At 69.7% G+C, this 26152-nt stretch carries 23 protein-coding genes; 10 read left to right on the top strand and 13 right to left on the bottom strand.

Annotation, left to right across the window (positions count from 1 at the left end; genetic code table 11):
* Positions 1–107: 107 nt before the first annotated feature.
* Both ABZU43_RS31650 and ABZU43_RS31655 read right to left on the bottom strand, forming a co-directional pair.
* Positions 108–1058 (bottom strand): malate dehydrogenase, encoded by a 951-nt coding sequence (locus ABZU43_RS31650; protein WP_112583765.1) that lies wholly within the window; start codon positions 1056–1058, stop codon positions 108–110.
* Between the two features lie 126 nt (positions 1059–1184).
* Positions 1185–2045: a bifunctional methylenetetrahydrofolate dehydrogenase/methenyltetrahydrofolate cyclohydrolase gene (locus tag ABZU43_RS31655; RefSeq protein ID WP_088950132.1), complete on the bottom strand. Its 861-nt coding sequence runs from the start codon at positions 2043–2045 to the stop codon at positions 1185–1187.
* Positions 2046–2508: 463 nt separating this feature from the next.
* Between ABZU43_RS31655 and ABZU43_RS31660 the strand changes: the two genes are divergently transcribed.
* From ABZU43_RS31660 to ABZU43_RS31680, 5 genes are all read left to right on the top strand, one after another.
* Positions 2509–4110 carry an ABC transporter substrate-binding protein gene (locus ABZU43_RS31660; protein WP_355010047.1) on the top strand — a complete coding sequence of 534 codons (1602 nt, stop codon included), beginning with the start codon at positions 2509–2511 and terminating at the stop codon, positions 4108–4110.
* Between the two features lie 198 nt (positions 4111–4308).
* Positions 4309–5247, top strand: coding sequence for an ABC transporter permease (locus ABZU43_RS31665; RefSeq protein ID WP_112583767.1), 939 nt, complete (start codon positions 4309–4311; stop codon positions 5245–5247).
* A gap of 72 nt (positions 5248–5319) precedes the next feature.
* Positions 5320–6276, top strand: a complete 957-nt coding sequence (locus tag ABZU43_RS31670) for an ABC transporter permease (protein WP_355010048.1) — start codon at positions 5320–5322, stop codon at positions 6274–6276.
* A 65-nt stretch (positions 6277–6341) separates the two neighbouring features.
* Positions 6342–7373 carry an ABC transporter ATP-binding protein gene (locus ABZU43_RS31675; RefSeq protein ID WP_355010049.1) on the top strand — a complete coding sequence of 344 codons (1032 nt, stop codon included), beginning with the start codon at positions 6342–6344 and terminating at the stop codon, positions 7371–7373.
* Complete coding sequence (locus tag ABZU43_RS31680) at positions 7354–8391, top strand: dipeptide ABC transporter ATP-binding protein (protein ID WP_355010050.1); 1038 nt, start codon at positions 7354–7356, stop codon at positions 8389–8391. Before ABZU43_RS31675 ends, ABZU43_RS31680 begins: the two co-directional genes overlap by 20 nt.
* A 106-nt stretch (positions 8392–8497) precedes the next feature.
* On the opposite strand, the gene purH is transcribed toward ABZU43_RS31680, so the two are convergent.
* Positions 8498–10069 carry a bifunctional phosphoribosylaminoimidazolecarboxamide formyltransferase/IMP cyclohydrolase gene (gene purH / locus ABZU43_RS31685; protein ID WP_355010051.1) on the bottom strand — a complete coding sequence of 524 codons (1572 nt, stop codon included), beginning with the start codon at positions 10067–10069 and terminating at the stop codon, positions 8498–8500.
* Complete coding sequence (purN, locus tag ABZU43_RS31690) at positions 10066–10686, bottom strand: phosphoribosylglycinamide formyltransferase (protein ID WP_091406347.1); 621 nt, start codon at positions 10684–10686, stop codon at positions 10066–10068. Before purN ends, purH begins: the two co-directional genes overlap by 4 nt.
* A 290-nt stretch (positions 10687–10976) precedes the next feature.
* Between purN and ABZU43_RS31695 the strand changes: the two genes are divergently transcribed.
* A complete protein-coding gene (locus ABZU43_RS31695) occupies positions 10977–11525 on the top strand; it encodes a DUF4190 domain-containing protein (RefSeq protein WP_355010052.1) in 549 nt (182 codons plus the stop codon).
* A gap of 53 nt (positions 11526–11578) precedes the next feature.
* Here the strand turns inward: ABZU43_RS31695 and ABZU43_RS31700 are convergent, their stop codons facing one another.
* Positions 11579–12868: a DUF6350 family protein gene (locus ABZU43_RS31700; protein WP_355010053.1), complete on the bottom strand. Its 1290-nt coding sequence runs from the start codon at positions 12866–12868 to the stop codon at positions 11579–11581.
* A gap of 200 nt (positions 12869–13068) precedes the next feature.
* Between ABZU43_RS31700 and ABZU43_RS31705 the strand changes: the two genes are divergently transcribed.
* Positions 13069–13335 (top strand): hypothetical protein, encoded by a 267-nt coding sequence (locus ABZU43_RS31705; RefSeq protein ID WP_091406354.1) that lies wholly within the window; start codon positions 13069–13071, stop codon positions 13333–13335.
* Positions 13336–13560: 225 nt separating this feature from the next.
* Here ABZU43_RS31705 and sucD read toward each other — a convergent pair whose 3' ends face one another.
* From sucD to ABZU43_RS31720, 3 genes are all read right to left on the bottom strand, one after another.
* The gene (sucD, locus tag ABZU43_RS31710; protein WP_355010054.1) at positions 13561–14448 is read right to left on the bottom strand and encodes a succinate--CoA ligase subunit alpha; all 888 of its coding nucleotides are present in this window, start codon (positions 14446–14448) and stop codon (positions 13561–13563) included.
* 2 nt (positions 14449–14450) lie between these two features.
* Complete coding sequence (gene sucC, locus ABZU43_RS31715; protein ID WP_091406357.1) at positions 14451–15629, bottom strand: ADP-forming succinate--CoA ligase subunit beta; 1179 nt, start codon at positions 15627–15629, stop codon at positions 14451–14453.
* A 431-nt stretch (positions 15630–16060) separates the two neighbouring features.
* Positions 16061–16465, bottom strand: a complete 405-nt coding sequence (locus tag ABZU43_RS31720) for a cobalamin B12-binding domain-containing protein (RefSeq protein WP_088987674.1) — start codon at positions 16463–16465, stop codon at positions 16061–16063.
* A 485-nt stretch (positions 16466–16950) separates the two neighbouring features.
* Here ABZU43_RS31720 and ABZU43_RS31725 point away from each other — a divergent pair, with 485 nt between their 5' ends.
* Together ABZU43_RS31725 and ABZU43_RS31730 are read left to right on the top strand one after the other, a co-directional pair.
* On the top strand, positions 16951–17658 hold the full coding sequence (locus ABZU43_RS31725; RefSeq protein ID WP_355010055.1) for a M23 family metallopeptidase: 708 nt from the start codon (positions 16951–16953) through the stop codon (positions 17656–17658).
* Between the two features lie 273 nt (positions 17659–17931).
* Positions 17932–18708: a M23 family metallopeptidase gene (locus tag ABZU43_RS31730; protein WP_355010056.1), complete on the top strand. Its 777-nt coding sequence runs from the start codon at positions 17932–17934 to the stop codon at positions 18706–18708.
* Between the two features lie 136 nt (positions 18709–18844).
* On the opposite strand, the gene pcrA is transcribed toward ABZU43_RS31730, so the two are convergent.
* Positions 18845–21250 carry a DNA helicase PcrA gene (pcrA, locus tag ABZU43_RS31735; RefSeq protein WP_355010057.1) on the bottom strand — a complete coding sequence of 802 codons (2406 nt, stop codon included), beginning with the start codon at positions 21248–21250 and terminating at the stop codon, positions 18845–18847.
* A gap of 324 nt (positions 21251–21574) precedes the next feature.
* Here pcrA and ABZU43_RS31740 point away from each other — a divergent pair, with 324 nt between their 5' ends.
* On the top strand, positions 21575–21964 hold the full coding sequence (locus tag ABZU43_RS31740) for a chorismate mutase (protein WP_355010058.1): 390 nt from the start codon (positions 21575–21577) through the stop codon (positions 21962–21964).
* Between the two features lie 158 nt (positions 21965–22122).
* Here the strand turns inward: ABZU43_RS31740 and ABZU43_RS31745 are convergent, their stop codons facing one another.
* From ABZU43_RS31745 to ABZU43_RS31760, 4 genes are read right to left on the bottom strand one after another with little or no spacing between them, the layout of a single operon-like run.
* Complete coding sequence (locus ABZU43_RS31745; RefSeq protein ID WP_328652170.1) at positions 22123–23136, bottom strand: dipeptide ABC transporter ATP-binding protein; 1014 nt, start codon at positions 23134–23136, stop codon at positions 22123–22125.
* Entirely contained in the window at positions 23129–24157 is a 1029-nt protein-coding gene (locus ABZU43_RS31750) for an ABC transporter ATP-binding protein (protein ID WP_355010076.1), read from the bottom strand. Before ABZU43_RS31750 ends, ABZU43_RS31745 begins: the two co-directional genes overlap by 8 nt.
* 25 nt (positions 24158–24182) lie before the next feature.
* Complete coding sequence (locus ABZU43_RS31755) at positions 24183–25151, bottom strand: ABC transporter permease (RefSeq protein WP_124860279.1); 969 nt, start codon at positions 25149–25151, stop codon at positions 24183–24185.
* Positions 25144–26070 carry an ABC transporter permease gene (locus ABZU43_RS31760; RefSeq protein ID WP_112681467.1) on the bottom strand — a complete coding sequence of 309 codons (927 nt, stop codon included), beginning with the start codon at positions 26068–26070 and terminating at the stop codon, positions 25144–25146. The genes ABZU43_RS31755 and ABZU43_RS31760 overlap by 8 nt, the downstream gene beginning before the upstream one ends.
* Positions 26071–26152: the final 82 nt, after the last annotated feature.

Below are 26152 nucleotides of genomic sequence, written 5' to 3' on the forward strand. Positions count from 1 at the left end.
GACCTGGTACTCGACGGTCTGGACCCCCGAGTCGGCGTCGGTGGCCGTCACTGTCACAGCGCCGGCTTTGCCGGCGCGCCCTTCGCTGATGCTGTGGTTCGGGGGAACTACATGCTGGAGATGTCGCCCTGCTTGGCGCGGACGGCTTCGGCAGCCTCCAGGAGGCTGGCGCGCTCGTCGGCGTCCAGGTCGGTCTCGACGACCCGCTTGACGCCCTCGGCGCCGATCTCGGCCTCGACACCCAGGTAGACACCGGAGATGCCGTACTCGCCGTCGACCCAGGCGCAGACCGGCATGACCTCGCCGGAGTCCTCGGCGACGGCCTTCGCCATCCGCGCCGCGGCGGCGGACGGGGCGTAGTAGGCCGAACCGGTCTTGAGCAGCGCGACCACCTCGGCGCCACCGTTGCGGGTCTTGACGACCAGCTCCTCGATCTGCTCGGCCGGCATGGCGTCGCGCAGCGGCTTGCCGTTGACGGTGCTCTTCGACGGCACCGGGACCATGGTGTCGCCGTGCGAGCCCAGGGTCAGGGTGCGTACCGAGGCCACCGGCACGTTCAGCGCCTCGGCGACGAAGTTGCTGAACCGGGCGGTGTCGAGCATGCCGGCCTGGCCGAGCACCCGGTTCTTCGGGAACTGGGTGGCGAGCTGGGCCAGCGCGGTCATCTCGTCCAACGGGTTGGAGACCACGATGACGACGGCGTTCGGGGCGTACTTGGCGACGTTCTCGGCGACCTGGCGGACGATCTTGGCGTTGGTCTCCAGCAGGTCCATCCGGCTCATGCCGGGCTTGCGCGGCAGACCAGCGGTGATCACGACGACGTCGGAGCCCTCGATGCTCTCGTAGCCCTCACCGTTGGGGCCGGTGGTCACGCCGACCACCTTGGTCTCGAAGCCCTCGATGGCCCGGGACTGGTTGAGGTCGAGCGCGAGGCCTGCGGGCTTGCCCTCCACGATGTCGGTGATCACTACGGTGTCGAAGACGTCGTACTCGGCCAGGCGCTGTGCGGTGGTGGAGCCGTAGAAGCCAGCCCCGACGACAGTGACCTTCTTACCCATGGTCGTCCCACTCCCTGATACCAGTCGGTTTTCCGGACCGTATCAGTCATCCTGGCACCGAACAGGGCAGGGGCGGCGGCCGTCGCCGGGATGGGTCGAACGTCACCGGCGTCGCCGACGTCCGGTTCAGCCGCGCTCGGCGCGCTCGACGACGTTGGTGAGCAGCATGGCCCGGGTCATCGGGCCCACGCCGCCGGGCATGGGGACCAGCGCGCCGGCCGTCTCGGCCACCTCCGGGTCCACGTCGCCGGTGTAGCGGCCCTTGCCGTCCGCTCCGATGACGCGGGTGATGCCGACGTCCACCACCACAGCGCCGGGGTTGATCATGTCGGCGGTGAGCAGACCCGGTACGCCGGCCGCGACGATGACGATGTCGGCGGCGCGGGTGTGCGAGGCGAGGTCGAGGGTGCCGGTGTGGCACAGGGTGACAGTGGCGTTCTCGCTGCGCCTGGTGAGCAGCAGGCCGAGCGGCCGGCCAACCGTGTTGCCGCGACCGACCACCGCGACGGTGGCCCCGCGCAGCGCCACGTCGTGCCGGCGGAGCAGCTCGACGATGCCGCGCGGCGTGCACGGCAGCGGACCGTCGTAGCCGAGCACGAGCCGACCCAGGTTGACCGGGTGCAGGCCGTCGGCGTCCTTGTCCGGGTCGATCAACTCCAGCACCCGCTGGGTGTCGAGGTGGGCCGGCAGCGGCAGCTGGACGATGTAGCCGTGGCACGCCGGGTCGGCGTTCAGCTCGGCCAGTACGTCATCGACCTGCTGTTGGGTGGCGTCGGCCGGCAGTTCGCGGCGGATCGAGGCGATGCCCACCTCGGCGCAGTCGCGGTGCTTGCCGTTGACGTACGCCTGGCTGCCCGGATCCGCCCCGACCAGGACCGTGCCGAGCCCGGGGGTGATGCCACGTTCCGCCAGTGCCTTCACCCGGATGCGCAGCTCGTCCTTGATCTCCGCTGCGGTTGCCTTGCCGTCCAGAAGCGTCGCCGTCACGACCAGATCGTCTCACGGCCACCGCCCGCGGATCAGACGACCTCGCTCCGGGCCGTCCGCCGCCCCACCGCGGTGGGGCGGCCACCGGACGAGCCGCTGGAGTAACCGTGTGTGAGGTGTTGCTAGTCACTTTTAGTGACGATCTGTGGATTCGATCACTGTCGAACCAGACAGGCCGGGCCTGATCCACGAAGAAGGGACGGCGAACCCAGGCGGAGCCGACCCGACCAGGCGGGGCCGAACGCAACGTCAAGCGCCGGGATTTCAGCAGGCCACCGGCGCTGAGTCCGGTTTGGGGTAGCAGATTCACTCGCCTCCGACAACTGAATCAACCCCGGACCGTTACCCACCCGCAACCGCGTCGTTGTCGAAGGCCCGTAACCGACCTACCGTTACCGCTTGTTGCGCAGCGTAAACCCAGCGTCGGGCCTGACTGCGCAGCGTGAGGAGATGAGGAGGCTCAATGCGAGTTCGTAGACTCGCCGCCTGGACCGCCCTCCCGCTCGCGGTGACGCTGGGCCTCGCGGCCTGCGGCAGCGGCGGAGACGGTGGATCCGGTGGCAGCGACAGTTCGGTGGTCAGCATCCAGATCGCCGAGCCGAAGCACCTGGTTCCCACAAACACCACCGAGACGTCCGGGTCGCAGGTGATCGCCGGCCTGTTCAGCCCGCTCGTCGACTACGACGCCCAGAACAAGCCGTACGAGGTCGCCGCCCAGTCGATCACCTCGTCCGACAACAAGGTCTGGACGATCAAGATCAAGGACGGCTTCACCTTCCACAACGGTGAGAAGGTCACGTCCCAGAACTACATCAACGCCTGGAACTACGGCGCGTACGCCCCGAACGGTCAGGACACCAACCCCTTCTTCGAGAAGATCGCTGGTTACGCCGACCTGCAGGGCAAGGCGCCGAAGGCCAAGGAGATGTCCGGCCTGAAGAAGGTCGACGACCTCACCTACACCGTGACGCTGTCCGAGCCGTACATCGACTTCAAGACGACGCTGGGCTACAACGCGTTCTTCCCGATGCCGGACGCCGCGTTCTCGGCTCCGGGCGTGCTCAAGGACTCCTACGAGCAGGCGCCGATCGGGCAGGGCCCCTTCAAGATGAAGGGCACCTGGCAGCACGACAGCAAGATCGACGTCGAGCGCTACGACGCGTACCCGGGCGAGAAGCCCAAGGTCAAGAACATCGAGTTCCGGATCTACCAGCAGCTCACCGCGGCCTACGCGGACGTCCTGGCGGACAACCTGGACGTGCTGCCCACGATCCCGACCGAGAGCCTGAGCACCGCGCCGAGCGACCTGGGCGACCGGTACAAGACCAGCCCGATGTCGTCGTTCCAGTTCCTCGCGTTCCCGACGTTCGACAAGGACTACAGCAACCCGGACGTGCGCAAGGCCATCTCGATGGCGATCGACCGTGACGAGATCACCAAGTCGGTCTTCAAGGGCTCGCAGACGTCGGCGCGCTCCTTCGTCGCGCCGGTCCTGCCGGGCTACCGGGAGGACACCGCGGGCAAGGCCGCCGAGTTCAACCCGACCGAGGCCAAGAAGCTCTACCAGGCCGCCGGCGGTCCGTCGAAGATCGTCATCTCGTACAACGGCGACGGCGGGCACAAGGACTGGGTCGACGCCACCGTCAACCAGCTCAAGACCAACCTGGGCGTGGACGCGGTCGGCTCGGTCGAGCCGAAGTTCGCCGACCTGCTGACCAAGGTCGAGAAGAAGACGCCGGTGGGTGCGTTCCGGATGGGTTGGGTCATGGACTACCCGACCATGGAGGACTACCTCGGCCCGCTGTACAGCACGAACGGCTCGTCGAACTACTACGGCTACAGCAACCCGGAGTTCGACAAGCTGGTCAAGGAGGGTTCCGCCGCCAAGACGCAGGACGAGGCGATCGCCAAGTACCAGCAGGCGGAGGACATCCTGGCCAAGGACATGCCGGTGATCCCGCTCCGCTTCGGCGAGAACGTGTTCGGCCACTCGTCCAAGGTCAAGAACGTGGAGATGGACCTGTTCCAGCGGGTCAACCTCGTCAAGATCGAAGCAGCCAGCTGAGCTGACCATGGTGCGGGCCACCCGGGCGACGATGCCCGGGTGGCCCCGACCGCGCCACCGGAGCCGGGCCGCAGCAGCGGACCCGGCGCCGGTGGCGCCGGCTCCCCCGGGGCCGGACGGAACGTCTCGGATATTTCGGGTACGACCAGAGATGCCGTCCTGCGACCCTTTCGCACATTTCCGGAGAGACTGCTAAGCATGTTCCGCTACATCCTGCGGCGCCTACTGCAGATGGTCCTGGCGTTCTTCGGGACCACCCTGATCGTCTACGCGCTGACATTCGCCGGGCAGGGCGACCCGATCCAGGCGCTCGCCGGCGAACGACCGGTGACGCCAGCGCAGCGGGCCTACCTCACCGAGAAGTACAACCTGGATCAGACGGGCGTCGGTGGCTTCTTCTACCGCTACTTCGACTACGTGAAGGACCTGCTCCAGGGCAACCTGGGCGAGTCGCTCACCGGTCGGAGCATCGGTGACATCCTCCAGCAGGCCTGGCCGGTCACCGTGCGGCTCGCGCTCATCGCGCTCGCCGTGGCGATCATCTTCGGTGTCACCGCCGGGGTCCTCGCCGGCATCCGCCGGGCCAGCATCTTCGACAACTCGACGCTGGTGTTGACCCTGCTGGTGCTGGGCATCCCGACGATCGTGCTGGCACCGCTGGCGCAGTACTTCCTGGGCGTCAAGTGGCAGCTCTTCCCACCCACCGCCGGCTCCGACCCGACGTTCTACGCGCTCCTGCTGCCAGGCATCGTGCTCGGCTCGCTGTCGCTGGCCACCGCCCTACGACTCACCCGGGCCTCGGTGGCGGAGAACCTGCGCGCGGACTACGTCCGGACCGCCCGGTCCAAGGGCCTGGTCAAGCGGCGCATCGTCATCGTCCACGTGCTGCGTAACTCGCTGATCCCGGTGGTCACCTTCCTCGGTGTGGAACTGGGCAACCTGATGAGCGGCGCGATCATCACCGAGGGCGTCTTCAACATCCCCGGCGTGGGCTTCAACCTCTTCCGCGGCATCCGCACCGAGGACGGCCCCCTGGTGGTGGGCATCGTCAGCGTGCTCGTCGTGGTCTACCTGGTCTCGAACCTGGTGGTGGACGTCCTGTACGCCGTACTCGACCCGAGGATCCGCTATGAGTGAGCGCAGCGAACGAATCATCAGCGCAGCGTGCCTGGGCCCTCATGCCGGCGCCGAGCGCAGCGAGGTGCAGGCATGAGTGACTTTGAGACTGTGGCGGCCACCGAGAACCAGGCCGCGCGACGTGGCCCCTCGGGAGAGCCGGGCACGCCCAACCAGATCGGCGCCGCGAACAAGCCCCGCAGCCTGGCCGGGGACGCCTGGCGCGACCTACGCCGCAACCCGATCTTCTGGATCTCGCTGGCGCTGGTCGTCATCTTCACCCTGATGGCGCTCCTGCCCGGGGTCTTCACTGCCAACAACCCGAACGACTGCCTGCTCTCCCGGCAGCACGCCGGGCCGTCCGGCGGGGCCATCTTCGGGTACGACTTCCAGGGCTGCGACACGTACTCCCGGGCGGTGTACGGCACCCGGGCGTCGCTGCTGGTCGGCGCGCTCGCCGCGCTCGGCACCGGCATCATCGCGCTGGTGGTCGGCATGCTGGCCGGTTACTTCGGCCGCTGGGTCGACGCTGTGCTCTCCCGGGTGATCGACGTGGTGCTCGGCATCCCGCTGCTGCTGGCCGCGATCGTGCTGCTCAAGCGGGTGTCCAGTGACAACCAGTGGGCTCGGATCGGCGCTGTCGTCTTCGTGTTGGCCCTCCTCGGCTGGACCACCGCCGCCCGCGTGGTCCGGTCCTCGGTGATCACCGCGAAGGAGCAGGACTACGTCGCGGCGGCCCGGATGCTCGGCGCCGGCAACAGCCGGATCATGTGGCGGCACATTCTGCCGAACTCGCTGGCCCCGGCGATCGTCGTGCTGACCATCGCGCTCGGCTCGTTCATCGCGGCCGAGGCGACGCTCTCCTTCCTCGGCATCGGCCTGAAAGCGCCCACCATCTCGTGGGGGCAGGACATCGACACCGGCCGGATCCACATGCGGGAGGCGGCCACCCCGTTGATCGTCCCGTCGGCCTTCCTGGCGCTGACCGTGCTGGCGTTCATCATGCTCGGCGACGCGATCCGTGACGCCTTCGACCCGAAGCTGCGGTGACTCATGCAAGCGCGAGGAGTGAGCGAAGCGAGCCCCGCAGTCGCGAGCGAAAGGCAGGCACAGCCATGACCGTTCAACCGACGCCCGCCTCCGCCACACCCGAGGGCGGTCACCTGCTGGAGTTGCGGGACCTGCACGTCGAGTTCCGCACCAACGAAGGTGTCGCCCGGGTGATCAACGGGGTGTCGTACCACCTGGACGCCGGCGAGACCCTTGCCGTGCTCGGCGAATCCGGCTCGGGAAAGTCGGTGACCGCCCAGGCGATCATGGGCATCCTGGACACCCCGCCCGCGTTCGTCCGCTCCGGCCAGATCCTCTACCAGGGTGAGGACCTGCTCACCCGCTCCGAGGAGCAGCGCCGGCAGGTACGCGGCAAGGAGATCGCGATGATCTTCCAGGACGCGCTCTCCGCCCTCAACCCGGTCTTCCCGGTCGGCTGGCAGATCGGTGAGACGCTGCGCCAGCGCGCCGGCATGTCCCGAGCCGACGCTCGACGGCGTGCCGTCGAGCTGATGGATCTGGTCAAGATCCCAGGCGCCGCCAAGCGGATCGGCGACTACCCGCACCAGTTCTCCGGCGGCATGCGGCAGCGCGTCATGATCGCCATGGCGTTGGCGCTGGACCCGAAGGTGCTGATCGCCGACGAGCCCACCACGGCCCTCGACGTGACAGTGCAGGCCCAGATCATGGACCTGCTGGCCGACCTGCGCCGGGAACTCAACATGGCGATGATCCTGATCACCCACGACCTGGGTGTGGTCGCCGGTGTCGCGGACCGGATCGCGGTCATGTACGCCGGCCGGATCGTCGAACACGCCGACGTCCGCTCGCTCTACAAGGCGCCCGCCCACCCGTACACGAAGGGTTTGTTGGAGTCGATCCCGCGCCTGGACGTTCGCGGCCAGGAACTGTCGACGATCAAGGGGTTGCCGCCGAACCTGATGCGCATCCCGTCCGGCTGCCCGTTCCACCCCCGGTGCCCGTACGTCCAGCAGGTCTGCGTGGACGAGGTGCCGCACGACCTGGTCCTCGGCGACGGCCGGACCAGCGCTTGCCACTTCGCGCAGGAGGTCCGTGATGACAGCGTCGCCCGCTAACCCCACGAAGGTCCGCGGCGAGACCATTCTCGCCGTCGACAACCTGGTGAAGCACTTCCCGATCACCCAGGGCGTGCTGTTCCAGCGGCAGATCGGGGCGGTGAAGGCCGTCGACGGGGTGAGCTTCGAGCTGCGTCGGGGCGAGACGCTCGGCGTCGTCGGCGAGTCCGGCTGCGGCAAGTCCACCCTCGCCCGGCTGCTGATGCGGTTGGAGACGCCCACCTCCGGGCGCGCCACCCTGGAGGGCAAGGACCTGTTCAAGGCTTCCGGGGGTGAGCTGCGCCGGCTGCGCCGCAACATGCAGATGGTGATGCAGGATCCGTACACCTCGCTGAACCCGCGGATGACCGTCGGCGACATCATCGGCGAGCCATTCGAGATCCACCCGGATGCCGCGCCGAAGGGCAGCAAGGCCAAGCGGGTCCAGGAGCTCTTGGACCTGGTCGGGCTCAACCCGGAGCACATCAACAGGTACCCGCACCAGTTCTCCGGCGGTCAGCGTCAGCGCATCGGCATCGCTCGCGCCCTCGCGCTGAAGCCCGAGGTGATCGTCTGCGACGAGCCGGTGTCGGCGCTCGACGTCTCCATCCAGGCCCAGGTGATCAACCTGCTCAAGCAGCTGCAGGGCGAGCTGGGGCTCTCGTACATCTTCATCGCGCACGACCTGTCGGTGGTGCGGCACATCGCCGACCGCGTCGCGGTGATGTACCTCGGTCGGATCGTCGAGATCGGCACCGAGGACGAGATCTACGAGCGGGCCACCCACCCGTACACCCAGGCTCTGCTCTCCGCGGTGCCGGTGCCGGACCCGGAGGCCCGCGACCAGCGCAACATGATCCGGCTGGTCGGCGACGTGCCCAGCCCGGCCGACCCGCCCAGCGGGTGCCACTTCCGGACGCGCTGCTGGAAGGCCCAGGACATCTGCGCCGTGGAGGACCCGGCGACGGTGCCGAGGGCAGCGGACCCCCACCCGTCCGCCTGCCACTTCGCCGAACTCCGCCCCACCCCCACAGCCTGACCCAAGCCCGACCCCAGCCGTTGATCATGAAGTTATTGCCCTGCACATCGGCGTGTCAGGGCAATAACTTCATGATCGACGAGGTCGAAGCCGGCTGATCGAAGCGTCAGTGGAAGAAGTGGCGGGTTCCGGTCAGGTACATCGTTACGTTTGCCTTCTTGGCCGCTTCGATGACTTCCTCGTCGCGGATGGAGCCGCCGGGCTGCACGATGGCGCGGACGCCGGCGTCGATGAGGATCTGCGGGCCGTCGGCGAACGGGAAGAACGCGTCCGAGGCGGCGACCGAGCCGCGGGCCCGGTCGGCGCCGGCGCGGGTGACAGCGAGCTGCGCCGAGTCGACCCGGTTGACCTGACCCATGCCGACACCGACGCTGGCGCCGTCCTTGGCGAGCAGGATCGCGTTGCTCTTCACCGCGCGGACCGCCCGCCAGGCGAACGCGAGGTCCCGCAGCAGCTCCTCGTCGGCGGCCTCGCCGGTCGCCAACCGCCAACTGGCCGGGTCGTCGCCGGGGGCGTCCACCCGGTCGGCGACCTGGGCCAGCACGCCGCCGGTCACCGGCCGCAACTCCACCAGCGCCGGCGTCCAGGCCGGTGCCCGCAGCAGCCGGATGTTCTTCTTGCCCTGCAACACCTCGACCGCGCCCTCGTCGAAGCCGGGGGCGACCACCACCTCGGTGAAGATCTCGGCGACCTGCCGGGCCATCTCGACCGAGACCGGCCGGTTGACCGCGATGACACCGCCGAATGCCGACACCGGGTCGCAGGCGTGCGCCCTGCGGTGCGCCTCGGCGACGTCCGCGCCGATCGCGATGCCGCACGGGTTCGCGTGCTTGATGATCGCCACCGCCGGCTGGTCGGCGAAGTCGTTCGCGGCCCGCCAGGCGGCGTCGGCGTCGACGTAGTTGTTGTACGACATCTCCTTGCCGTGCAGCTGTTCGGCCTGAGCCAGCCCGGCCGGGGCGTCCGGGTCGCTGTAGAGCGCGGCGGGCTGGTGCGGGTTCTCGCCGTAGCGCAGCGCTGTCGACTTGCGCAGCGCCAGCCCCGCGAACTGCGGCCACGAGTCGTCGGCGGGTGCCAGCACCTGCGCGAACCATTGGGCCACCGCCACGTCGTACTCGGCGATGTCGGCGAACGCCCGGGCGGCCAGCGCGCGGCGCTGGGCCACTGTGAAGCCACCCTCGGCGAGCGCGCCGAGCAGCGCCGGGTAAGCGGCCGGGTCGGTGACCACGGCGACCGAGGCGTGGTTCTTGGCGGCGGCGCGCACCATGGCCGGGCCGCCGATGTCGATCTGCTCCACGCACTCCTCGACGTCGGCGCCGGAGGCGACGGTCTCCTGGAACGGGTACAGGTTGGAGACCAGCAGGTCGAACGCCGCCACGCCCAGCTCGTCGAGCTGCGCCACGTGGGTGTCCTTCCGCAGGTCCGCGAGGAGACCCGCGTGCACCTTCGGGTGCAGGGTCTTCACCCGGCCGTCGAGCACCTCGGGGAACCCGGTCACCGTCTCCACCGGCGTCACCGGCACCCCGGCGGCGGCGATGGTGCCCGCCGTGCTGCCGGTGGACACGATCTCCACACCGGCCGCGTGCAGGGCCTGAGCCAGCTCGGCCAGCCCGGTCTTGTCGTAGACGCTGACCAGCGCCCGCCTGATCGGGCGGCGCCCGTCCTGAGTGGGACTCACGGAACCGTGACCTTCCTTCCGGTGATGGTCCAGCCTTCGCGGACCAGCCGACCGACCTGCTCGACGAGCTGGCGTCGCTCGGCTTCCTTGATGCGCTCGGTGAGCGTGTCGACGTCGTCGTCGTCCAGCACCGGCACCGCGACCTGCGCGACGATCGGCCCGGTGTCCATGCCGGCGTCGACGAAGAAGAGGGTGGCTCCGGTGAGCTTCACGCCGTAGGCGAGAGCGTCACGCGGGCCGTGGATGCCGGGAAACGCCGGCAGCAGCGTGTTGTGGGTGTTCAGGTAGCGGTCGCCGAAGGCGGCGAGGAAGTGCGGGCCGACCAGCTTGAGGAAACCGGCGGAGATGACCAGGTCGGGTTGGTGCTTCGCGACGTGCGCGGTGAGCGCGCGGTCCCAGTCCTCCCGGGTGTCGTGGTCGCGGACCCGCTCGACGAAGGTGGGCACCCCCGCCGCGTCGGCCCGGTCCAGGCCCGCGATGCCGTCGCGGTCCGCGCCGACCGCGACGACCTGTGCGCCGTACGCGGGGTCGGCGGCGGCATCCAGCAGCGACTGAAGGTTGCTCCCGGAGCCGGAGATGAGGACGACGATGCGGGCGACAGGCGCGGGCTCGGTCACCGGGCCACCCTATCGGGCAGGTCAGGGACGCCCTTCGACTGGGCGGCACGCCGATCTTCGACAGTGCCGACGTGCGTCGACCCGGTACGCTGCCGGTCGCTCGGGCCGAACGCCGCACCGGCCCACACACCGCCCCTGATCCGGGCACGCGAAGCGGTCGACTAGGAGCTTTTTGCCTGCTTTGGGAGACATGTCGTCCTGTTGCTGTACTGGGCTTTGGGAGGACTGACCGCGATCATGGATGGAAATAAGAGCACCAACTGACGGAACCAGTCCAAGGAGCTTCTCGAATGCAGCCCGGTAACCCCGGTCAGGACCCGTACGGCCAGCAGCCCAACCAGGACCCGACCGCTCCCCAGCCGCCGGCCGCCCCGTACGGCCAGCAGCCCACCTCCGGCCAGCCGTACGGCCAGCAGCCGAACGACCCGTACGCCGCGCCGCAGGCCCCGTACGGCCAGCAGCCCACCTCGGGCCAGCCGTACGGTCAGCAGCCGAACGACCCGTACGCGCAGCAGCAGCCCCCGTACGGCGCCGGCCCGACCTACCCGAACGCCGGGTACCCGCAGGCGCAGGGGCAGAACAACACCCTCGGCCTGGTGTCGATGATCCTCGGTATCGCGTCGATCCCGCTGGTCTGCTGCCTGTACCTGGGCATCCCGGTCGGCATCGCGGGCATCGTGACCGGCTACCTCGCCAAGCAGAAGGTGGCCCAGGGTCAGGCCAACAACGCCGGCCAGGCCAAGGCCGGTCTGATCTGCGGCGCGGTCGGCGTCGGGCTGGGCATCCTGCTGCTCATCCTGAGCGTGGTGGCGCAGGTCAACCTGCCCACCCAGCCCTGACGGGTTCGGATTCGACGGGGCGCTCCGGTTTCACCGGGGCGCCCCGCGCTCGTCTACTGCGCGGGCCCGCGGGTCAGCGCCCGGGTGGCGGCGGCGCCGACCAGCGCGCCGACCGCTATGACACCGGCCGCCACCGCCCCGACCTGCCAACCCACCGGGCCGACCTGGGACAGCCGGCCGGCACCGAGCGGCCCACCGGAGACCGCCGCGGCCGCACCGAGCACCACACCGGCCACCGGCCCGGCCAGCACCGCCGGCGTCAGCAACACGGCCCAGCGCTGCGCAGCCCGCTCCGGCCCGGCTAGTCGAGCCACCCGCCGGGCGAGCAGCCAACCGGCGACCATCCCGGCGAGCACCGGCACCGCGAGCAGCAGGGCGCCGAAGCCGTCCACCGGGCCGCGCGGCAGGCCAGCGAGCAGCGGCACGGCCGGCAGCGCGCCGACCGACACCTCGCTGGTGCGGACCGCGGTGTCAGTTCCGACCGCGAACCCCGGCCCGAGCAGGTAACTGGTCGACCAGACCGCCGCGTTGGGCGCGTACGCGGCGCTGACCAGGGTGATGCCGGCCTGCCCGGCGACTCCGGTCCGGTACGCCCCGATCATGTCGGCCGCGTCGCCGCCACCGGTGGCCACCGCCAGGCCGGCCGCTCCCGCGCCCGCGCCGAGAAGCAGCAGCCCGGCCACCAGGCCGGTGCGAACGCCGTCGCGCACCGGGCTCGGGAGCCGCGAGACGAGCAGCCGGGTCACGGCGGTGATCCGGACCGCGCCGACCAGCGCGGCGAGTGTGCCGACCGCCGCGAACGTGGCGCCCGCCCGGATCAGCGACACACTCGGCCCGCCGGTGCCGACCAGCACCGCCGCGAGCGCGCCGAGCAGCGCGTACGCAATGCCGACAGCTACCGCGGCGAGCAGTGCCCGGCGCGGTGAGCGGGTGTCGCGGGCACCGATCGCGCGGCTCACGTGTACGCCTGCGCGGCTTAGCCGCCAGAGTGCGAGCACTGTCAGCGCCAGCGGGGCGAGCCCGAGCGGCCCGGTCTCGGTGTGCAACGGCACGCCGTGCCCGAGCAGCCAGCCGGCCAGCGCGGTGCGCAGGGTGCCGGTCACTGTGGTGCCATCCGCGCCGAGCTGCACCAGGCCGAGCACGATGGCGACCGGCAGGTACGAGGTGACGGCGGCCCAGCAGGCGGCCACCCCGGCGGCGACGGGCAGCGGCGCCCGCCCGCGCGGCGACCCACCAGCGCGAGGCGCGGGCACCCGCCGGGCCGGTGCGGCACGGTCGACCGGCCGGTCGTCGGCGCTCACACCGCCGGGACGGCTGGGACGGTCAGGGGTGACGGGGGACATCCGCTCTACTCTGGCACGTCGCGCGGGCGGTGGCAGTCCGTTAACCCCTCCTAAGGTCGGCGAGTTCACCGAACCGACGTCCTGCCCACCCGGGCCGGTCTAGCCTCGGCCCTGAGGGGGCGCGAGTCGCCGCCACCCGGGACGGGCCCGCCGGTCGCGGTCCGGGCCGGCACGTCGCCCATTACCGCTCGGAGGAAGCTGTGACGACGCCATACCCGCCTCCCCCACCACCACCGGCCCAGGGACGCGACCGAACCACCCTCTGGGGCGTGCTGGGCATCGTGCTGGGGCTGATCTGCTGCGGCATCTTCGGCATCGTCTTCGGCTACCTGTCCATCCGCGACGCCCGGCGGTACGGGCAGTCGCCGCTGCTCGGTTACCTCGCCATCGCGTTCGGCGTGATCAACATCATCGGCGGGGCGATCCTGCGCTCGACCGGCAACTACCCGTTCTGGAACAACGACTGACGCGTACGGCGGAGGGGGTCGACCGTGACCGGTCGACCCCCTCCGTGCTGCCTGACCGGCTCAGGGCGTGTTTCGGAAGTGCTGGCCGGCCTGCGCCGGGCCCAGCCGCCGCCCGGCGGCGTTGTCGCGGTGTCCGGATACAACACCGGTATCCGGACACCGCTCCGCCTTGCCGGACGACGCCTGGACTCCAGCTCGGCTCGACCGACACTCCCGAAACACGCCCTAGTTGCCGGACATGATCTCCCGCATCAGCTTCGCGGTCTCGGTCGGCGTCTTGCCGACCTTGACACCGACGGCCTCCAGCGCGGCCTGCTTCGCCTCGGCGGTGCCGGCGGAGCCGGAGATGATCGCCCCGGCGTGACCCATGGTCTTGCCGGGCGGAGCGGTGAAGCCGGCGATGTAGCCGACCACCGGCTTGGTGACGTTCGCCTTGATGAACTCGGCGGCCCGCTCCTCGGCGTCGCCACCGATCTCACCGATCATGACGATGGCGTCGGTCTCCGGGTCGGCCTCGAACGCCGCGAGGGCGTCGATGTGGGTGGTCCCGATGATCGGGTCACCCCCGATGCCGACGCAGGTGGAGAACCCGATGTCGCGCAGCTCGTACATCATCTGGTAGGTCAGCGTGCCGCTCTTGCTGACCAGGCCGATCCGGCCGGAGCCGGTGATGTCGGCCGGGATGATGCCGGCGTTGGACGCGCCCGGCGAGGCGATGCCCGGGCAGTTCGGCCCGATGATCCGGGTCCGCTCGCCCTGCGAGACGTTGTACGCCCAGAACGACGCGGTGTCGTGCACCGGGACGCCCTCGGTGATCACCACGGCCAGGTCGATCGCGGCGTCGATTGCCTCGACCACGGCGGCCTTGGTGAACTGCGGCGGCACGAAGATGACAGTGACGTCGGCCCCGGTCTGCGCCATCGCGTCCGCGACGGACGCGAAGACCGGCAGCTCAGTGCCGTCGAAGTCGACAGTCTGGCCCGCCTTGCGCGGGTTGACGCCACCGACGACGTTGGTACCGGCGGCCAGCATCCGCCGGGTGTGCTTGGAACCCTCGGAACCGGTCATCCCCTGGACGATGACCTTCGAGTCCTTGGTCAGCCAGATAGCCATGATCAGACCCCCGCAGCTGCCAGCTCGGCGGCCCGCTCGGCCGCACCGTCCATGGTGTCCACCCGCTGCACGAGCGGGTTGTTCGCGCTGTCCAGGATCGCCCGGCCAGCCTCGGCGTTGTTGCCGTCGAGACGGACGACGAGCGGCTTGGTGACCTGCTCGCCGCGCTGCTCCAGCAGGGCCAGCGCCTGGATGATGCCGTTCGCGACCTCGTCGCAGGCGGTGATGCCGCCGAAGACGTTGACGAAGACGCTCTTCACGGCCGGGTCGGAGAGCACGATCTCCAGCCCGTTCGCCATCACCGCGGCGCTCGCGCCGCCGCCGATGTCGAGGAAGTTGGCCGGCTTGACGTTGCCGTGCCGCTCACCGGCGTACGCGACCACGTCGAGGGTCGACATGACCAGTCCCGCGCCGTTGCCGATGATGCCAACCTCGCCGTCGAGCTTGACGTAGTTGAGGTCCTTGGCCTTGGCGGCCTGCTCCAGCGGGTCCACAGCGGCCTGGTCGACGAGCGCCTCGTGGTCCGGGTGCCGGAACGCCGCGTTCTCGTCCAGGCTGATCTTGGCGTCGAGCAGCAGCATCCGGCCGTCGCCGTTCTTGGCGAGCGGGTTGACCTCGACCAGGGTGGCGTCCTCGGCGACGAACGCCTGCCACAGGCCGACGGCGATCTCGACCACCTGGTCGGCGACCTCGGCCGGGAAGCCGGCGGCGGTCACGATCTCGCGGGCCTTGGCCTCGTCCACGCCCTTCACGGCGTCGATCGGGGCCTTCACGACCTTGTCGGGGGTCTCGGCGGCGACCTGCTCGATGTCCATGCCGCCGGCGACGCTGGCGATGCAGAGGAAGGTGCGGTTCGCCCGGTCGAGCAGGTACGAGAAGTAGTACTCCTCGGCCACGTCCGCGGTCACCGTGATCATGACCTTGTGGACGGTGTGACCCTTGATGTCCATGCCGAGGATGTCGGTGGCCCGGGCCACCGCCTCATCCGGGCCCTCGGCCAGCTTGACGCCGCCGGCCTTACCTCGGCCGCCGACCTTTACCTGCGCCTTGACGACCACACGGCCGCCAAGGCGTTCGGCGATCGCGCGGGCCTCTTCCGGGGTAGTGGCGACGCCGCCGGCCAGCACGGGCAAGCCGTGCCGCTCGAACAGGTCCCGCCCCTGGTACTCGTACAGGTCCACGATTGCGCGTCCCGTCCCGTCTCCGCGGCGCGCCGTCGCGCCGCCACCAGCGTTCAGAAAACAGCTTGACGCCTGTCATCAGTTGAAACAGGCCATTGGCCGCAGCCTAGCGAGGTCGGCACCACCGGCAACCGAGCGGGTGCACGGTGTGCGGTAATGCACAACCGAACATCAGGTGTGGCCGGTTTCCGGCCACAACTCCGGTGGCATCCACCGTCCGGGCGATGTTGTCCGGCTTGCGTAACCCTGCCGTGGGGGCGTCGTTGAGTCAGATGTCGGAGCGCTGAACAGCGCAAAGACGGGATACGGCCGATGCCCTGTCGGTCGAGGGGTGGCGGCGGGGCATCGTGCATAGAGGGGCCGGACGTGTGAGGGGTGCGTCCGGCCCCTCCCCCGTGCCCAAAATCGGTGGGGCAGCAGTTCGGCGTTCCTCAGGAAACCGGCTGGGCCACGTTCTCTCGGACCCACTCGACAATCGCCTGGGTGGTAGCGCCCGGTGTGAAGATCTTTGCGACGCCCAGCTTCTCCAACTCGGGGATGTCGCCGTTCGGAATGATGCCGCCACCGAACACGACGATGTCGCGTGCGTCCCGCTCACCGAGCAGTTCCAGCACCCGCCGGAAGAGCGTCATGTGCGCGCCGGAGAGCACGGACAGGCCGACCGCGTCGGCGTCCTCCTGGATGGCGGTCTCCACGATCTGCTCGGGAGTCTGGTGCAGGCCGGTGTAGACGACCTCCATCCCGGCGTCCCGCAGGGCGCGCGCGACGACCTTCGCGCCCCGATCGTGGCCGTCCAGGCCGGGCTTCGCGACGACGACCCGAATCCGAGAGCTCATCAGCGCACACCTTTCACCGGCTTGACCGCCTTCACCTTAACGAACGGTAACCCGGCGGGCCCGGCCCGGGAAATCCGGGCTCCGTCACCGGCCGTTACCCGACACATCCACCGCGCAACCCGGAGGCGCCCGACCCGGAGGCGTCCCGGCTTCGCGACAGCCACGCCGCTGGCAGGGCCGGACACCATTCCCGGCGCCGGCCGGAGTCAAGCCGGACGACTCCGCCGGAACGGTCACGCTCGGCGACGAACGGGCAGCGACAGGGGCACCGTTCAGCGGCGCGATGCGTGACAATCATGGACGCAAACGGACAGATCGACACGCCAATTTTTCGGTCTAGCTTGTGACTCGCCTGGCGGTTGGCTAACGTGTCCACGGTTGTCATCAGGTCCATGGACGGGTGACGACGCGGTCAGCGGACGTCTCACTGGAGTCTCAGGGGACGCCCACCGGCCGCTTCGGAACCCCGACAACGGAGGGTGTGCGTGCGCCAGCGCCTGTCGTCTGAGCCCGATCGATATCGCGGTCGCCGCCGCGTGCCCACCCCACCCCGCAGCCGGTACGCCGCTGTCGTCACCACCGCGTTCGTCGGTGCCGGCATCGTGGCCCTCGGCGCGAGTGCCCTGCCGGACGCCAAGGACGTCAGCCCGACGGTCCTCGACGAGCTCAAGCAGGCGTCGGTCACCAGCCAGGACGCCGCGGCCCGTGCGGACAACGCCGACCGCGCCTCCCGGGACAGCCGCAGCAAGGACAGCGCCGAGCAAGAGGTCTGGCTGCTGCCGCTGCAGGGCTACGACTTCAACTCCCCGTACGGCGTCCGCTGGGGCAAGATGCACACCGGCGTGGACCTGGTCGCCGCCGAGGGCACGCCCTACGTGGCGATCCACGACGGCCTGGTCACCAAGGCCGGCTGGTTCGGTGGGTACGGCAACGCCGTGATCGTCCAGCACGCCGACGGCAGCGAGGCCATCTACGGCCACTCCTCCGCGGTCAGCGTCAAGGAAGGCCAGCAGGTCAAGGCGGGCGACCAGCTCGGCCTCGTGGGCCAGACCGGCCACGCGTACGGCACGCACCTGCACCTGGAGATCCATGTCAAGGGGCAGCCGGAAGACCCGGTCCCGTTCCTCCAGGAGCGCGGAGTGGACATCAAGCTGCAAGTTGAGGCAATCTACAGCGACGTAGCCGCATCCTGACGGCGCGTAACGACCGTTGACCGCCCGGATCTGTCGATCCGGGCGGTTTTTCATGACGCGGTCCTGGCGGATGTATCCCGGGTCACAGTGCCGGATGTGACCGACGGCACCCACCCGCATGATCACTTTTCCGGATGTAGCGCCGCAGAGCGGGGCATATCCGGGCAGCCGACCATCCGCTCTCCGTCCGAGGGTTCGGTCCCCCCGCCTGCCCCACCTCGGCCCGACACCAGTATTTCGAGGTCAAGTGCCCCTCGACTGTGAAGGTCCGCCGTGCAGGAAGACAGCCCCGTCCAGAACGAGAACACCCCCGACACCAGCCAGACCGCGCCGTCCCAGCGCACCGGCCGACGCAACCGCCTCATAGTGCTCGCGGCCGCCGCCCTGGTAGCCCTCGGCCTCGGCGGTGTCGCCGTCGCCACCAGCGGCACCGACCACCCGGCACCCGCCGCCGTCTCCCTCGACGCCCAGGCCCGGGCCGAGGCCGCGAGCCGGGCCGACCGCTCGGTCCGTGAATCGAGCACCCCGGTCGACCCCTCGCTCAGCCCGACGCCCAGCCCGTCGGCGGTCAGCGCCAGCCCGACCCCCACGAAGACGGCCGCCGCGAAGGCCAAGCCGAAGCCGAAGCCGAAGAAGACCACCAGGCCCACGCCCGCCTGGGTCGACCCGATGCCGGGCGCAGCCGTCACGTCCTGCTACGGGCAGCGCTGGGGCACCCTGCACGCCGGTATCGACCTGGCGCTGCCCTCCGGTACGCCGATCCGCGCAGCGGCCGCCGGCACCGTGACCCAGGCCGGCGACGCCTCCGACGGGTACGGCAACTCCGTCTTCATCGACCACGGCAACGGCTACCTGACCCACTACGCCCACCAGAGCCGCATCGCGGTCACAGTCGGTCAGAAGGTCAAGGCCGGCCAGGTCATCGGCTACGAGGGCGCCACCGGCGATGCCACAGGCCCGCACCTGCACTTCGAGGTGCACCAGGGCATGTGGAACCAGATCGACCCGGCCCCGTTCATGCGGGCCCACGGCGTCGACCTGGGCTGCTGAGGCGACGTCCTCTCAGCCGCGCCGATCTTGCACTTTCTGCCCCGACGAAAAGGGTAGGACCGCCCATACCGGCGACCAAAAGTGCAAGATCGGCGCGGTGGGGGTTCGGGGGCGCGGTGGGGTGGGGTGGGGTGGGTCAGAGCTTGTCGACCGGGGCGTGCCGGAGCACCAGCCACATGGTCTGGTCGCCGAAGTCGATCTGCGCGCGGGCACCCGGGCCGTGCCCCTCGACGGCGAGCACCCGCCCCAACCCGTACCGCTGATGGTTGACCCGGTCACCCGCGGACACCTTCGGCCCCTGCGGCAGCTCGCTGGCAGTGGTCAGCCGGCTCGCGTCCACCCCGAGCCGCTGGGCCAGCTGCGCCGCCTTCGGCGTACCCCCCGTGAAGTTGCCACGCGCGCCGGGCGCGCGGTCCGCGCGGCCACCGACGCCGCCACCCCCGCCAGCCCACGAGGTGTACGACCCCTCGGTGCGCTCCCAGTGCACCAACTCGGTGGGCAGCTCCTCCAGAAAGCGCGACGGCGGGTTGTAGGACGGCTGCCCCCAGGCCGAGCGGGTCACCGCCCGGGACAGGTAGAGCCGCTGTCGGGCGCGGGTGATGCCGACGTACGCCAGTCGGCGCTCCTCCTCCAACTCACGGGTGTCGCCCAGCGAACGCAGGTGCGGGAAGACGCCGTCCTCCAGCCCGGACAGGAAGACCACCGGGAATTCCAACCCCTTGGCGGTGTGCAGCGTCATCAGGGTGACCACGCCCTGGTGGTCGGGGTCGTCGGAGGGGATCTGGTCGGCGTCGGCGACCAGCGCCACCTGCTCCAGGAAGCCGGCCAGGGTGGCCCGCTCCCCCTCCTCGCCCAGCGCCTCGATCCGCTCGGTGTACTCGCGGGCGACGCTGACCAGCTCCTGGAGGTTGTCCACCCGGCCGGCGTCCTGCGGGTCCAGGCTCTCCTCCAGCTCGGTGAGGTAGCCGGAACGGGTCAGCAGCGCCTCCAGCACCTCCTCCGGGGTGCCGGTCTCGGCCAGCTCGCGGGCGCCGTCGAGCAGCGCCACGAAGTCCGCGATGCCGTTGGCCGCCCGGCTGGAGATGCCCGGCGCCTCCCGGGCCCGGCGCAGCGCCGCGCCGAAGGAGATCCGGTCGCGGCTGGAGAGCGCCTCGACACACGCCTCCGCGCGGTCGCCGATGCCCCGGCGCGGGGTGTTGAGCACTCGCCGCAGGCTCACCGTGTCGTCGTCGTTGACCACCGAACGCAGGTACGCCAGGGCGTCGCGGACCTCCTTGCGCTCGTAGAAGCGCACCCCGCCGACCACCTTGTAGGGCAGGCCGACCCGGATGAACACCTCCTCGAAGACGCGGGACTGGGCGTTGGTGCGGTAGAAGACGGCGACGTCGCCGGGGCGGGTCTCGTCGGCGTCGACGAGCCGGTCGATCTCCCTGGCCACCCAGTCGGCCTCGGCATGCTCGGTGTCGGCGACGTAGCCGACGATCTGCTCGCCGGCGCCGGCCTCGCTCCACAGTCGCTTGGGTTTGCGGGAGGTGTTGCGGTCGATCACCGCGTTGGCCGCGTTGAGGATGGTCTGGGTGGAGCGGTAGTTCTGCTCCAGCAGGATCGTCCGCGCGTCGGTGAAGTCCCGTTCGAACTCCAGGATGTTGCGGATCGTCGCACCCCGGAACGCGTAGATCGACTGGTCGGCGTCGCCGACCACGCACAGCTCGGCGGGCTCCAGCCCGTCGGTGCCGGAGACCAGCTCCTTGATCAGGACGTACTGGGCGTGGTTGGTGTCCTGGTACTCGTCCACCAGCACATGCCGGAACCGCCGGCGGTAGCTCTCCGCGACGTGCGGGTGGGACTGGAGCAGGTGCACCGTGGTCATGATCAGGTCGTCGAAGTCCAGTGCGTGTGCCTCACGGAGCCGACGCTGGTAGAGCGTGTACGCCTCGGCCAGCGCCCGCTCGTTGGGGCCGGTGGCCCGCGCCGCGAACTGCTCCGGGTCGACCAGCTCGTTCTTGAGGTTGGAGACCTGGGCGGCCAGACCACGCGCCGGGTAGCGCTTCGGGTCGAGATCCAGCTCGCGGGTGACCAGCTGCATCAACCGGCGGGAGTCGTCCGCGTCGTAGATCGAGAACGTCGACTTGAGGCCGGCGTGCTCGTGCTCGGCGCGCAGGATCCGCACGCAGGCCGAGTGGAACGTCGACACCCACATCAGGCGGGCCCGGGGGCCCACCAGCGCGGCGACGCGCTCCTTCATCTCACCGGCGGCCTTGTTGGTGAAGGTGATCGCGATGATCTCGCCGGGGTGCACGTCCCGGGCGGCGAGCAGATAGGCGATCCGGTGCGCGAGCACCCGGGTCTTGCCGGACCCGGCGCCGGCCACGATCAGCAGCGGCGAGCCGGCATGGCTGACGGCGTCGCGCTGCGGCCCGTTCAGCCCGGCGAGCAGCTGCTGCGGATCGAGACGCGCGGTGGCCGCCCCGGGTCGGTGCGGGCGGGCCGGCGCGGACTCCGGCGCAGGCGGGGACGCGGGGATGTCGAAGAGAGGATGCATCGCCCGACAAGTCTATGCCGCGGGCCGGACACTGCGCCGCTGGCGCTCAGCAGCTCGTGCCCGACGGCGCGCACCACCACCCGACACCGCCACCGGCGGGACATGCGCCCTTCCCTACGCGGAATGCTTGCGCACCCGGGAACGACGTGGGCATACTCGACGGCGTGATCGCTGCGCGCTTCTACTTTTACTATGGCACCGGGAGTCCGGCTGCCGTAGGTCGCGCCTGATCGTTCAGACCTGCTAAAGCCCCGGCTCCTGGAGTCCGGGGCTTTTTCCGTCCCAGGTTCCGGGCACCGGGCACCACAGTGCGAGAGGTACCCGATGATGGCAGACGTGATGGAGCAGAGCGGCAGCCCGATCCGAGCGGGGCAGCCCGCCGCCCAGGGGGCTGAGCCGGCGGTGGCCGCACCACCGACGGGTGCGGACGCCGAGCCGGCCGAGCAGCAGACCGGCACCCAGGAGCCGTCCGCCTCGGCGCGGATCGTGCAGATCAGGGAACGGATCGACGAGATCGACAACGCGTTGATCACGCTCTGGCAGGAGCGGGCCGCGTTGTCCCAGGAGGTCGGGGCGACCAGGATGGCGTCCGGCGGCACCCGCCTGGTGCTCTCCCGGGAACGGGAGATCCTGGAGCGGTTCCGGGTCGCGCTCGGTGCCGACGGCACCCAGCTGGCCCTGCTGCTGCTCCGCGCGGGCCGCGGCCCGCTGTGAGCCTCCTCAGCCCGGGCCGAACCGGGCCAGGGCTACCTGGGCGACAGCCGGTTGGCTGACGCCGCTCTCCGACGCCGCGTGACCGGTTCGGTCATCACCTGAAAAGACGAAAACCGCCTGCCGTCGTCGTGGGGACGGCGGCAGGCGGTTTCGGTGACTCACACCTCGTGGGTGGCGACGATCTCGCGCTTCTCCGCGAAGTGGCAGGCGCTCGGGTGGTCCGAGTCCCGACGGATCTCCAGCAGCGGGACCTGCTCGGCGCAGACGTCCTGCGCCTTCCAGCAGCGGGTCCGGAACCGGCAGCCCGACGGCGGGCTGATCGGCGACGGCACATCACCGGTGAGCCGGATGATCGTCTTGTTGTTCCGCTGGGTCGGGTCCGGCACCGGCACCGCGGAGAGCAGAGCCTGGGTGTACGGGTGGGTCGGTCGCTCGTAGATCTCGTCCTCGGTGCCGATCTCGACGATCTTGCCGAGGTACATCACCGCGACCCGGTCCGACAGGTGGCGGACCACCGACAGGTCGTGCGCGATGAAGACGTACGAGAGGCCGAACTCGCCCTGCAACTGCTCCAGCAGGTTCATGACCTGGGCCTGGATGGAGACGTCCAGCGCCGACACCGGCTCGTCACAGACGATGATCTCGGGCCGCAGCGCGAGCGCGCGAGCGATGCCGATGCGCTGACGCTGACCGCCGGAGAACTGGTGCGGGTACCGGTTGATGTGCTCCGGGTTGAGCCCGACCAGGTCGAGCAGCTCGCGGACCTTGGCCCGGCGGCTACCCTTCGGCGCCACCTCCGGGTGGATCTCGAACGGCTCACCGAGCAGGTCACCGACGGTCATTCGCGGGTTCAGCGAGGTGTACGGGTCCTGCATGACCAGCTGGATCTGCCGGCGCAGACGCCGCAACGCCCCACCGGACAGCTTGGAGATGTCCTGGCCCTTGTAGACCACCTTGCCCGCGGTCGGCTTCTCCAGGTTCATCAGCACCCGGGCGAGCGTCGACTTGCCGCAGCCCGACTCGCCGACCACACCGAGGGTCTCTCCGGCGCGCAGACCGAACGAGACCCCGTCGACCGCCTTGACCTGACCGACGGTCTTCTTGAACACCACACCCTGCGTGACGGGGTAGTGCTTGACCAGGTCATTGACCTCGAGGATGTTCTCAGACACGGTTCACCAGCTCCTCGGCGAAGTGGCAGGCGCTGGCCCGGGCGGGGCCGACCTGCAGCAGCGGCGGGACCTTCTCCCGACACACCGGCTGAGCCATCGGGCACCGCGGGTTGAACGGGCAGCCCGGCGGGATGTTCATCAGGTTCGGCGGGAGGCCCTTGATCGTCCGGAGCTGCTGCCCCTTCTCGTCGAGGCGCGGGATCGAGTCGATCAGACCCAGCGTGTACGGGTGCGCCGGCTTGGCGTACAGCTCGTACACGTCGGCTTCCTCGACGATCCGGCCCGCGTACATGACCGCGATCCGGTCCGCGACGTCGGCGACCACGCCGAGGTCGTGGGTGATCAGGATCATGCCCATCTGCCGCTCGCGCTGGAGCTCGGCCAGCAGGTCCATGATCTGGGCCTGCACTGTCACGTCGAGGGCGGTGGTCGGCTCGTCCGCGATCAGCACCTCGGGGTCGAGCGCCAGCGACATCGCGATCATCGCGCGCTGCCGCATACCACCGGAGAACTGGTGCGGGTAGTTGTTGAACCGGCCCTTGGCGTTCGGGATCTTGACCTGGTCGAGCATGTCGATCGCGCGCTTCTTGGCCTCCGCGCGGCCCATGCCTCGCCGGACCCGGAACTGCTCGGCGATCTGGAACCCGACGGTGAAGACGGGGTTCAGCGCGGAGAGCGCGTCCTGGAAGATCATCGCGATGCCCTCGCCGCGGATGCGGCGGCGCTCCTCGTCGGACATGCGGAGCATGTCCTTGCCGTGGAAGCGGACCTGCCCACCGGTGACGAAGCCGGGCGGCGTGTCAAGAATGCCCATGACGGTCTGCGCGGTGACGCTCTTACCGGAGCCGGACTCGCCGAGCACGGCGAGGGTCTCCCCCGCGTCGACGTGGTACGTGACCCCGTTGATGACCTTTGCGACGCCGTCCCGGGTACGGAATTCCACCCGCAGGTCGTCGACCTCGAGCAGCCGGCCGGAGGGACGCCCGGACCCGCCGGATCCCGGCGCTGACTGCTCGGACACGAGAATGTCGGACACTGGATCTCCCCTAGCGGAGTTTCGGATCGAGGGCCTCGCGGACCGACTCACCGAGCATCACGAAGCTCAGCACTGCGGTGACGAGGAACGCGGCGGGGAAGAACACCAGCCCTGGCGCGACCCGGACAAAATTCTGCCCATCACTGATCATGATGCCCCAGGACACCACCGGCGACTTCAGACCGACGCCCAGGAACGACAGGGTGGCCTCGGCGCCGATGAACGAGCCGACCATGATCGTGCCGTAGACCAGCAGCGGGGCCAGGCAGTTCGGCAGCAGGTGCTTGAGGATGATCCGGCCGGTGCCGGCACCCAGCGCGCGGGCCGCCACGATGTAGTCGGCCTCCTTGGTGGCGAGCACCGAGGAACGCATCAGCCGCATCACGACCGGCCAGCTCAGCACGATCAGTGACGCGGTCACCAGGCCCATGATCTGGGCCTTGCTGTTGCCGGCGCCCGATCCGTTGAAGGTGGTCAGGATGACGATCGCGCCGAGCACGAACGGCAGACCGAAGAAGACGTCGGCGATCCGGCTGAGCAGCGCGTCCACCCAGCCACCGCGGTAACCGGAAATGATGCCCATGGTTCCGCCGATGAGCAGGGTGCCCAGCACGGAGAGCACGGCGACCACGATGGAGGCCCGTGCGCCGTAGATGACCCGGGCGTAGACGTCGCGGCCCTGTACGTCGTAGCCGAACCAGCCATTGGCGGACGGCTTGTCGAGGCTGCGGGACAGCGAGCCGTTGACCGCGTCGCCCGGGGCGAACAGCGCCGGGAAGGCCGCCATCAGCAGGAAGATCACGATCAGCGTGGCCGAGATCCAGAACAGCGGCTTGCGCCGCAGGTCCCGCCAGGCGTCGCCGAGCAGGCCGCGCGGCTTCTCGTTGCTCTGCGGCTGGCCCGCGGTGGCGGGTGCGGCGGAGTCGGTGGGGTGTGCGCCAGGGGTACTGACGATCGATGCGGTACTCGGGTCACTCATAACGGATCCTCGGGTCCAGGGCGGCGTAGAGCAGGTCAACCAGCAGGTTCATCACGAGATAGACCAGCACCAGGACGACCACGATTCCTACCACCGTGGCGCTTTCCTTGGTGATGATCGCCCGGAAGACCTGGCGGCCGATCCCGTTGATGCCGAAGATTCCCTCGGTGACGATCGCGCCACCCATCAGGGCACCGAGGTCGGTGCCGAGCAGGGTCACCACCGGGATGAGCGAGTTGCGCAGCAGGTGCACTCCGACCACCCGGCGCATGGGCAGGCCCTTGGCGATGGCGGTACGCACGTAGTCCGCGCGACGGTTCTCGGCGATGCTCGTTCTTGCCACCCGGGCGATGTACGCCACTGATGCGCTGCCCAGCACGAAGCCCGGCACGATCAGCTCGGACCACCGCATCTCGGAGGAGACGGTCGGCTTGATGATGCCCCACTGCACACCCAGCAGCCACTGCAGCACGAAGCCGACCACGAAGACCGGCAGCGCGATCAGGAACAGGGTGGAGACCAGGACCAGGTTGTCCAGGAAGCCGTTACGCCGCAGACCGCTCAGCACGCCGGCGCCGAGGCCGATGATCGCCTCGATGGCGAGCGCCACCACGGCCAGCTTCAGGGTGTTCGGGTACGAAGTCAGGATGATGTCGCTGATCTCGCGCTGCGAGAACGTCTGACCGAAGTCGCCCTGGAGCAGGTTCTTCATGTAGTTCGCGTACTGCACGAAGACGTTCTGGTCGAGGTGGTACTTCTCGGTCATGAAGGCGATGTACTGGTCCGGGCAGCGACGCTCGCCGCACTTACCGGCGAACGGATCGCCCGGAACGGCCCAGACGAGCCAGTAGATCAGGAACGTCGTACCGATGAAGACCGGCACGAGTTGGAGCAGCCGTCTCAACAGATAACGGCCCATGGGGTGGTCCTCCAGACAGGGGGCGCGTCGGACGGCCGACACGGTGGTGACAACGTGCGAGTGGAGTGTTGTAACACCCAAT

It is taken from the genome of Micromonospora sp. NPDC005205, assembly GCF_040608275.1.
In the GTDB taxonomy this organism is placed as follows: Bacteria; Actinomycetota; Actinomycetes; order Mycobacteriales; family Micromonosporaceae; genus Micromonospora.

Bases quoted from the DNA above. Each gene is read 5' to 3' on its own strand.
- ABZU43_RS31650 (WP_112583765.1), bottom strand. From the start codon at position 1,058: ATGGGTAAGAAGGTCACTGTCGTCGGGGCTGGCTTCTACGGCTCCACC.
- ABZU43_RS31660 (WP_355010047.1), top strand. From the start codon at position 2,509: ATGCGAGTTCGTAGACTCGCCGCCTGGACCGCCCTCCCGCTCGCGGTG.
- ABZU43_RS31665 (WP_112583767.1), top strand. From the start codon at position 4,309: ATGTTCCGCTACATCCTGCGGCGCCTACTGCAGATGGTCCTGGCGTTC.
- ABZU43_RS31670 (WP_355010048.1), top strand. From the start codon at position 5,320: ATGAGTGACTTTGAGACTGTGGCGGCCACCGAGAACCAGGCCGCGCGA.
- ABZU43_RS31675 (WP_355010049.1), top strand. From the start codon at position 6,342: ATGACCGTTCAACCGACGCCCGCCTCCGCCACACCCGAGGGCGGTCAC.
- ABZU43_RS31680 (WP_355010050.1), top strand. From the start codon at position 7,354: ATGACAGCGTCGCCCGCTAACCCCACGAAGGTCCGCGGCGAGACCATT.
- ABZU43_RS31695 (WP_355010052.1), top strand. From the start codon at position 10,977: ATGCAGCCCGGTAACCCCGGTCAGGACCCGTACGGCCAGCAGCCCAAC.
- ABZU43_RS31700 (WP_355010053.1), bottom strand. From the start codon at position 12,868: ATGTCCCCCGTCACCCCTGACCGTCCCAGCCGTCCCGGCGGTGTGAGC.
- sucD (WP_355010054.1), bottom strand. From the start codon at position 14,448: ATGGCTATCTGGCTGACCAAGGACTCGAAGGTCATCGTCCAGGGGATG.
- ABZU43_RS31720 (WP_088987674.1), bottom strand. From the start codon at position 16,465: ATGAGCTCTCGGATTCGGGTCGTCGTCGCGAAGCCCGGCCTGGACGGC.
- pcrA (WP_355010057.1), bottom strand. From the start codon at position 21,250: ATGCATCCTCTCTTCGACATCCCCGCGTCCCCGCCTGCGCCGGAGTCC.
- ABZU43_RS31740 (WP_355010058.1), top strand. From the start codon at position 21,575: ATGATGGCAGACGTGATGGAGCAGAGCGGCAGCCCGATCCGAGCGGGG.
- ABZU43_RS31755 (WP_124860279.1), bottom strand. From the start codon at position 25,151: ATGAGTGACCCGAGTACCGCATCGATCGTCAGTACCCCTGGCGCACAC.
- ABZU43_RS31760 (WP_112681467.1), bottom strand. From the start codon at position 26,070: ATGGGCCGTTATCTGTTGAGACGGCTGCTCCAACTCGTGCCGGTCTTC.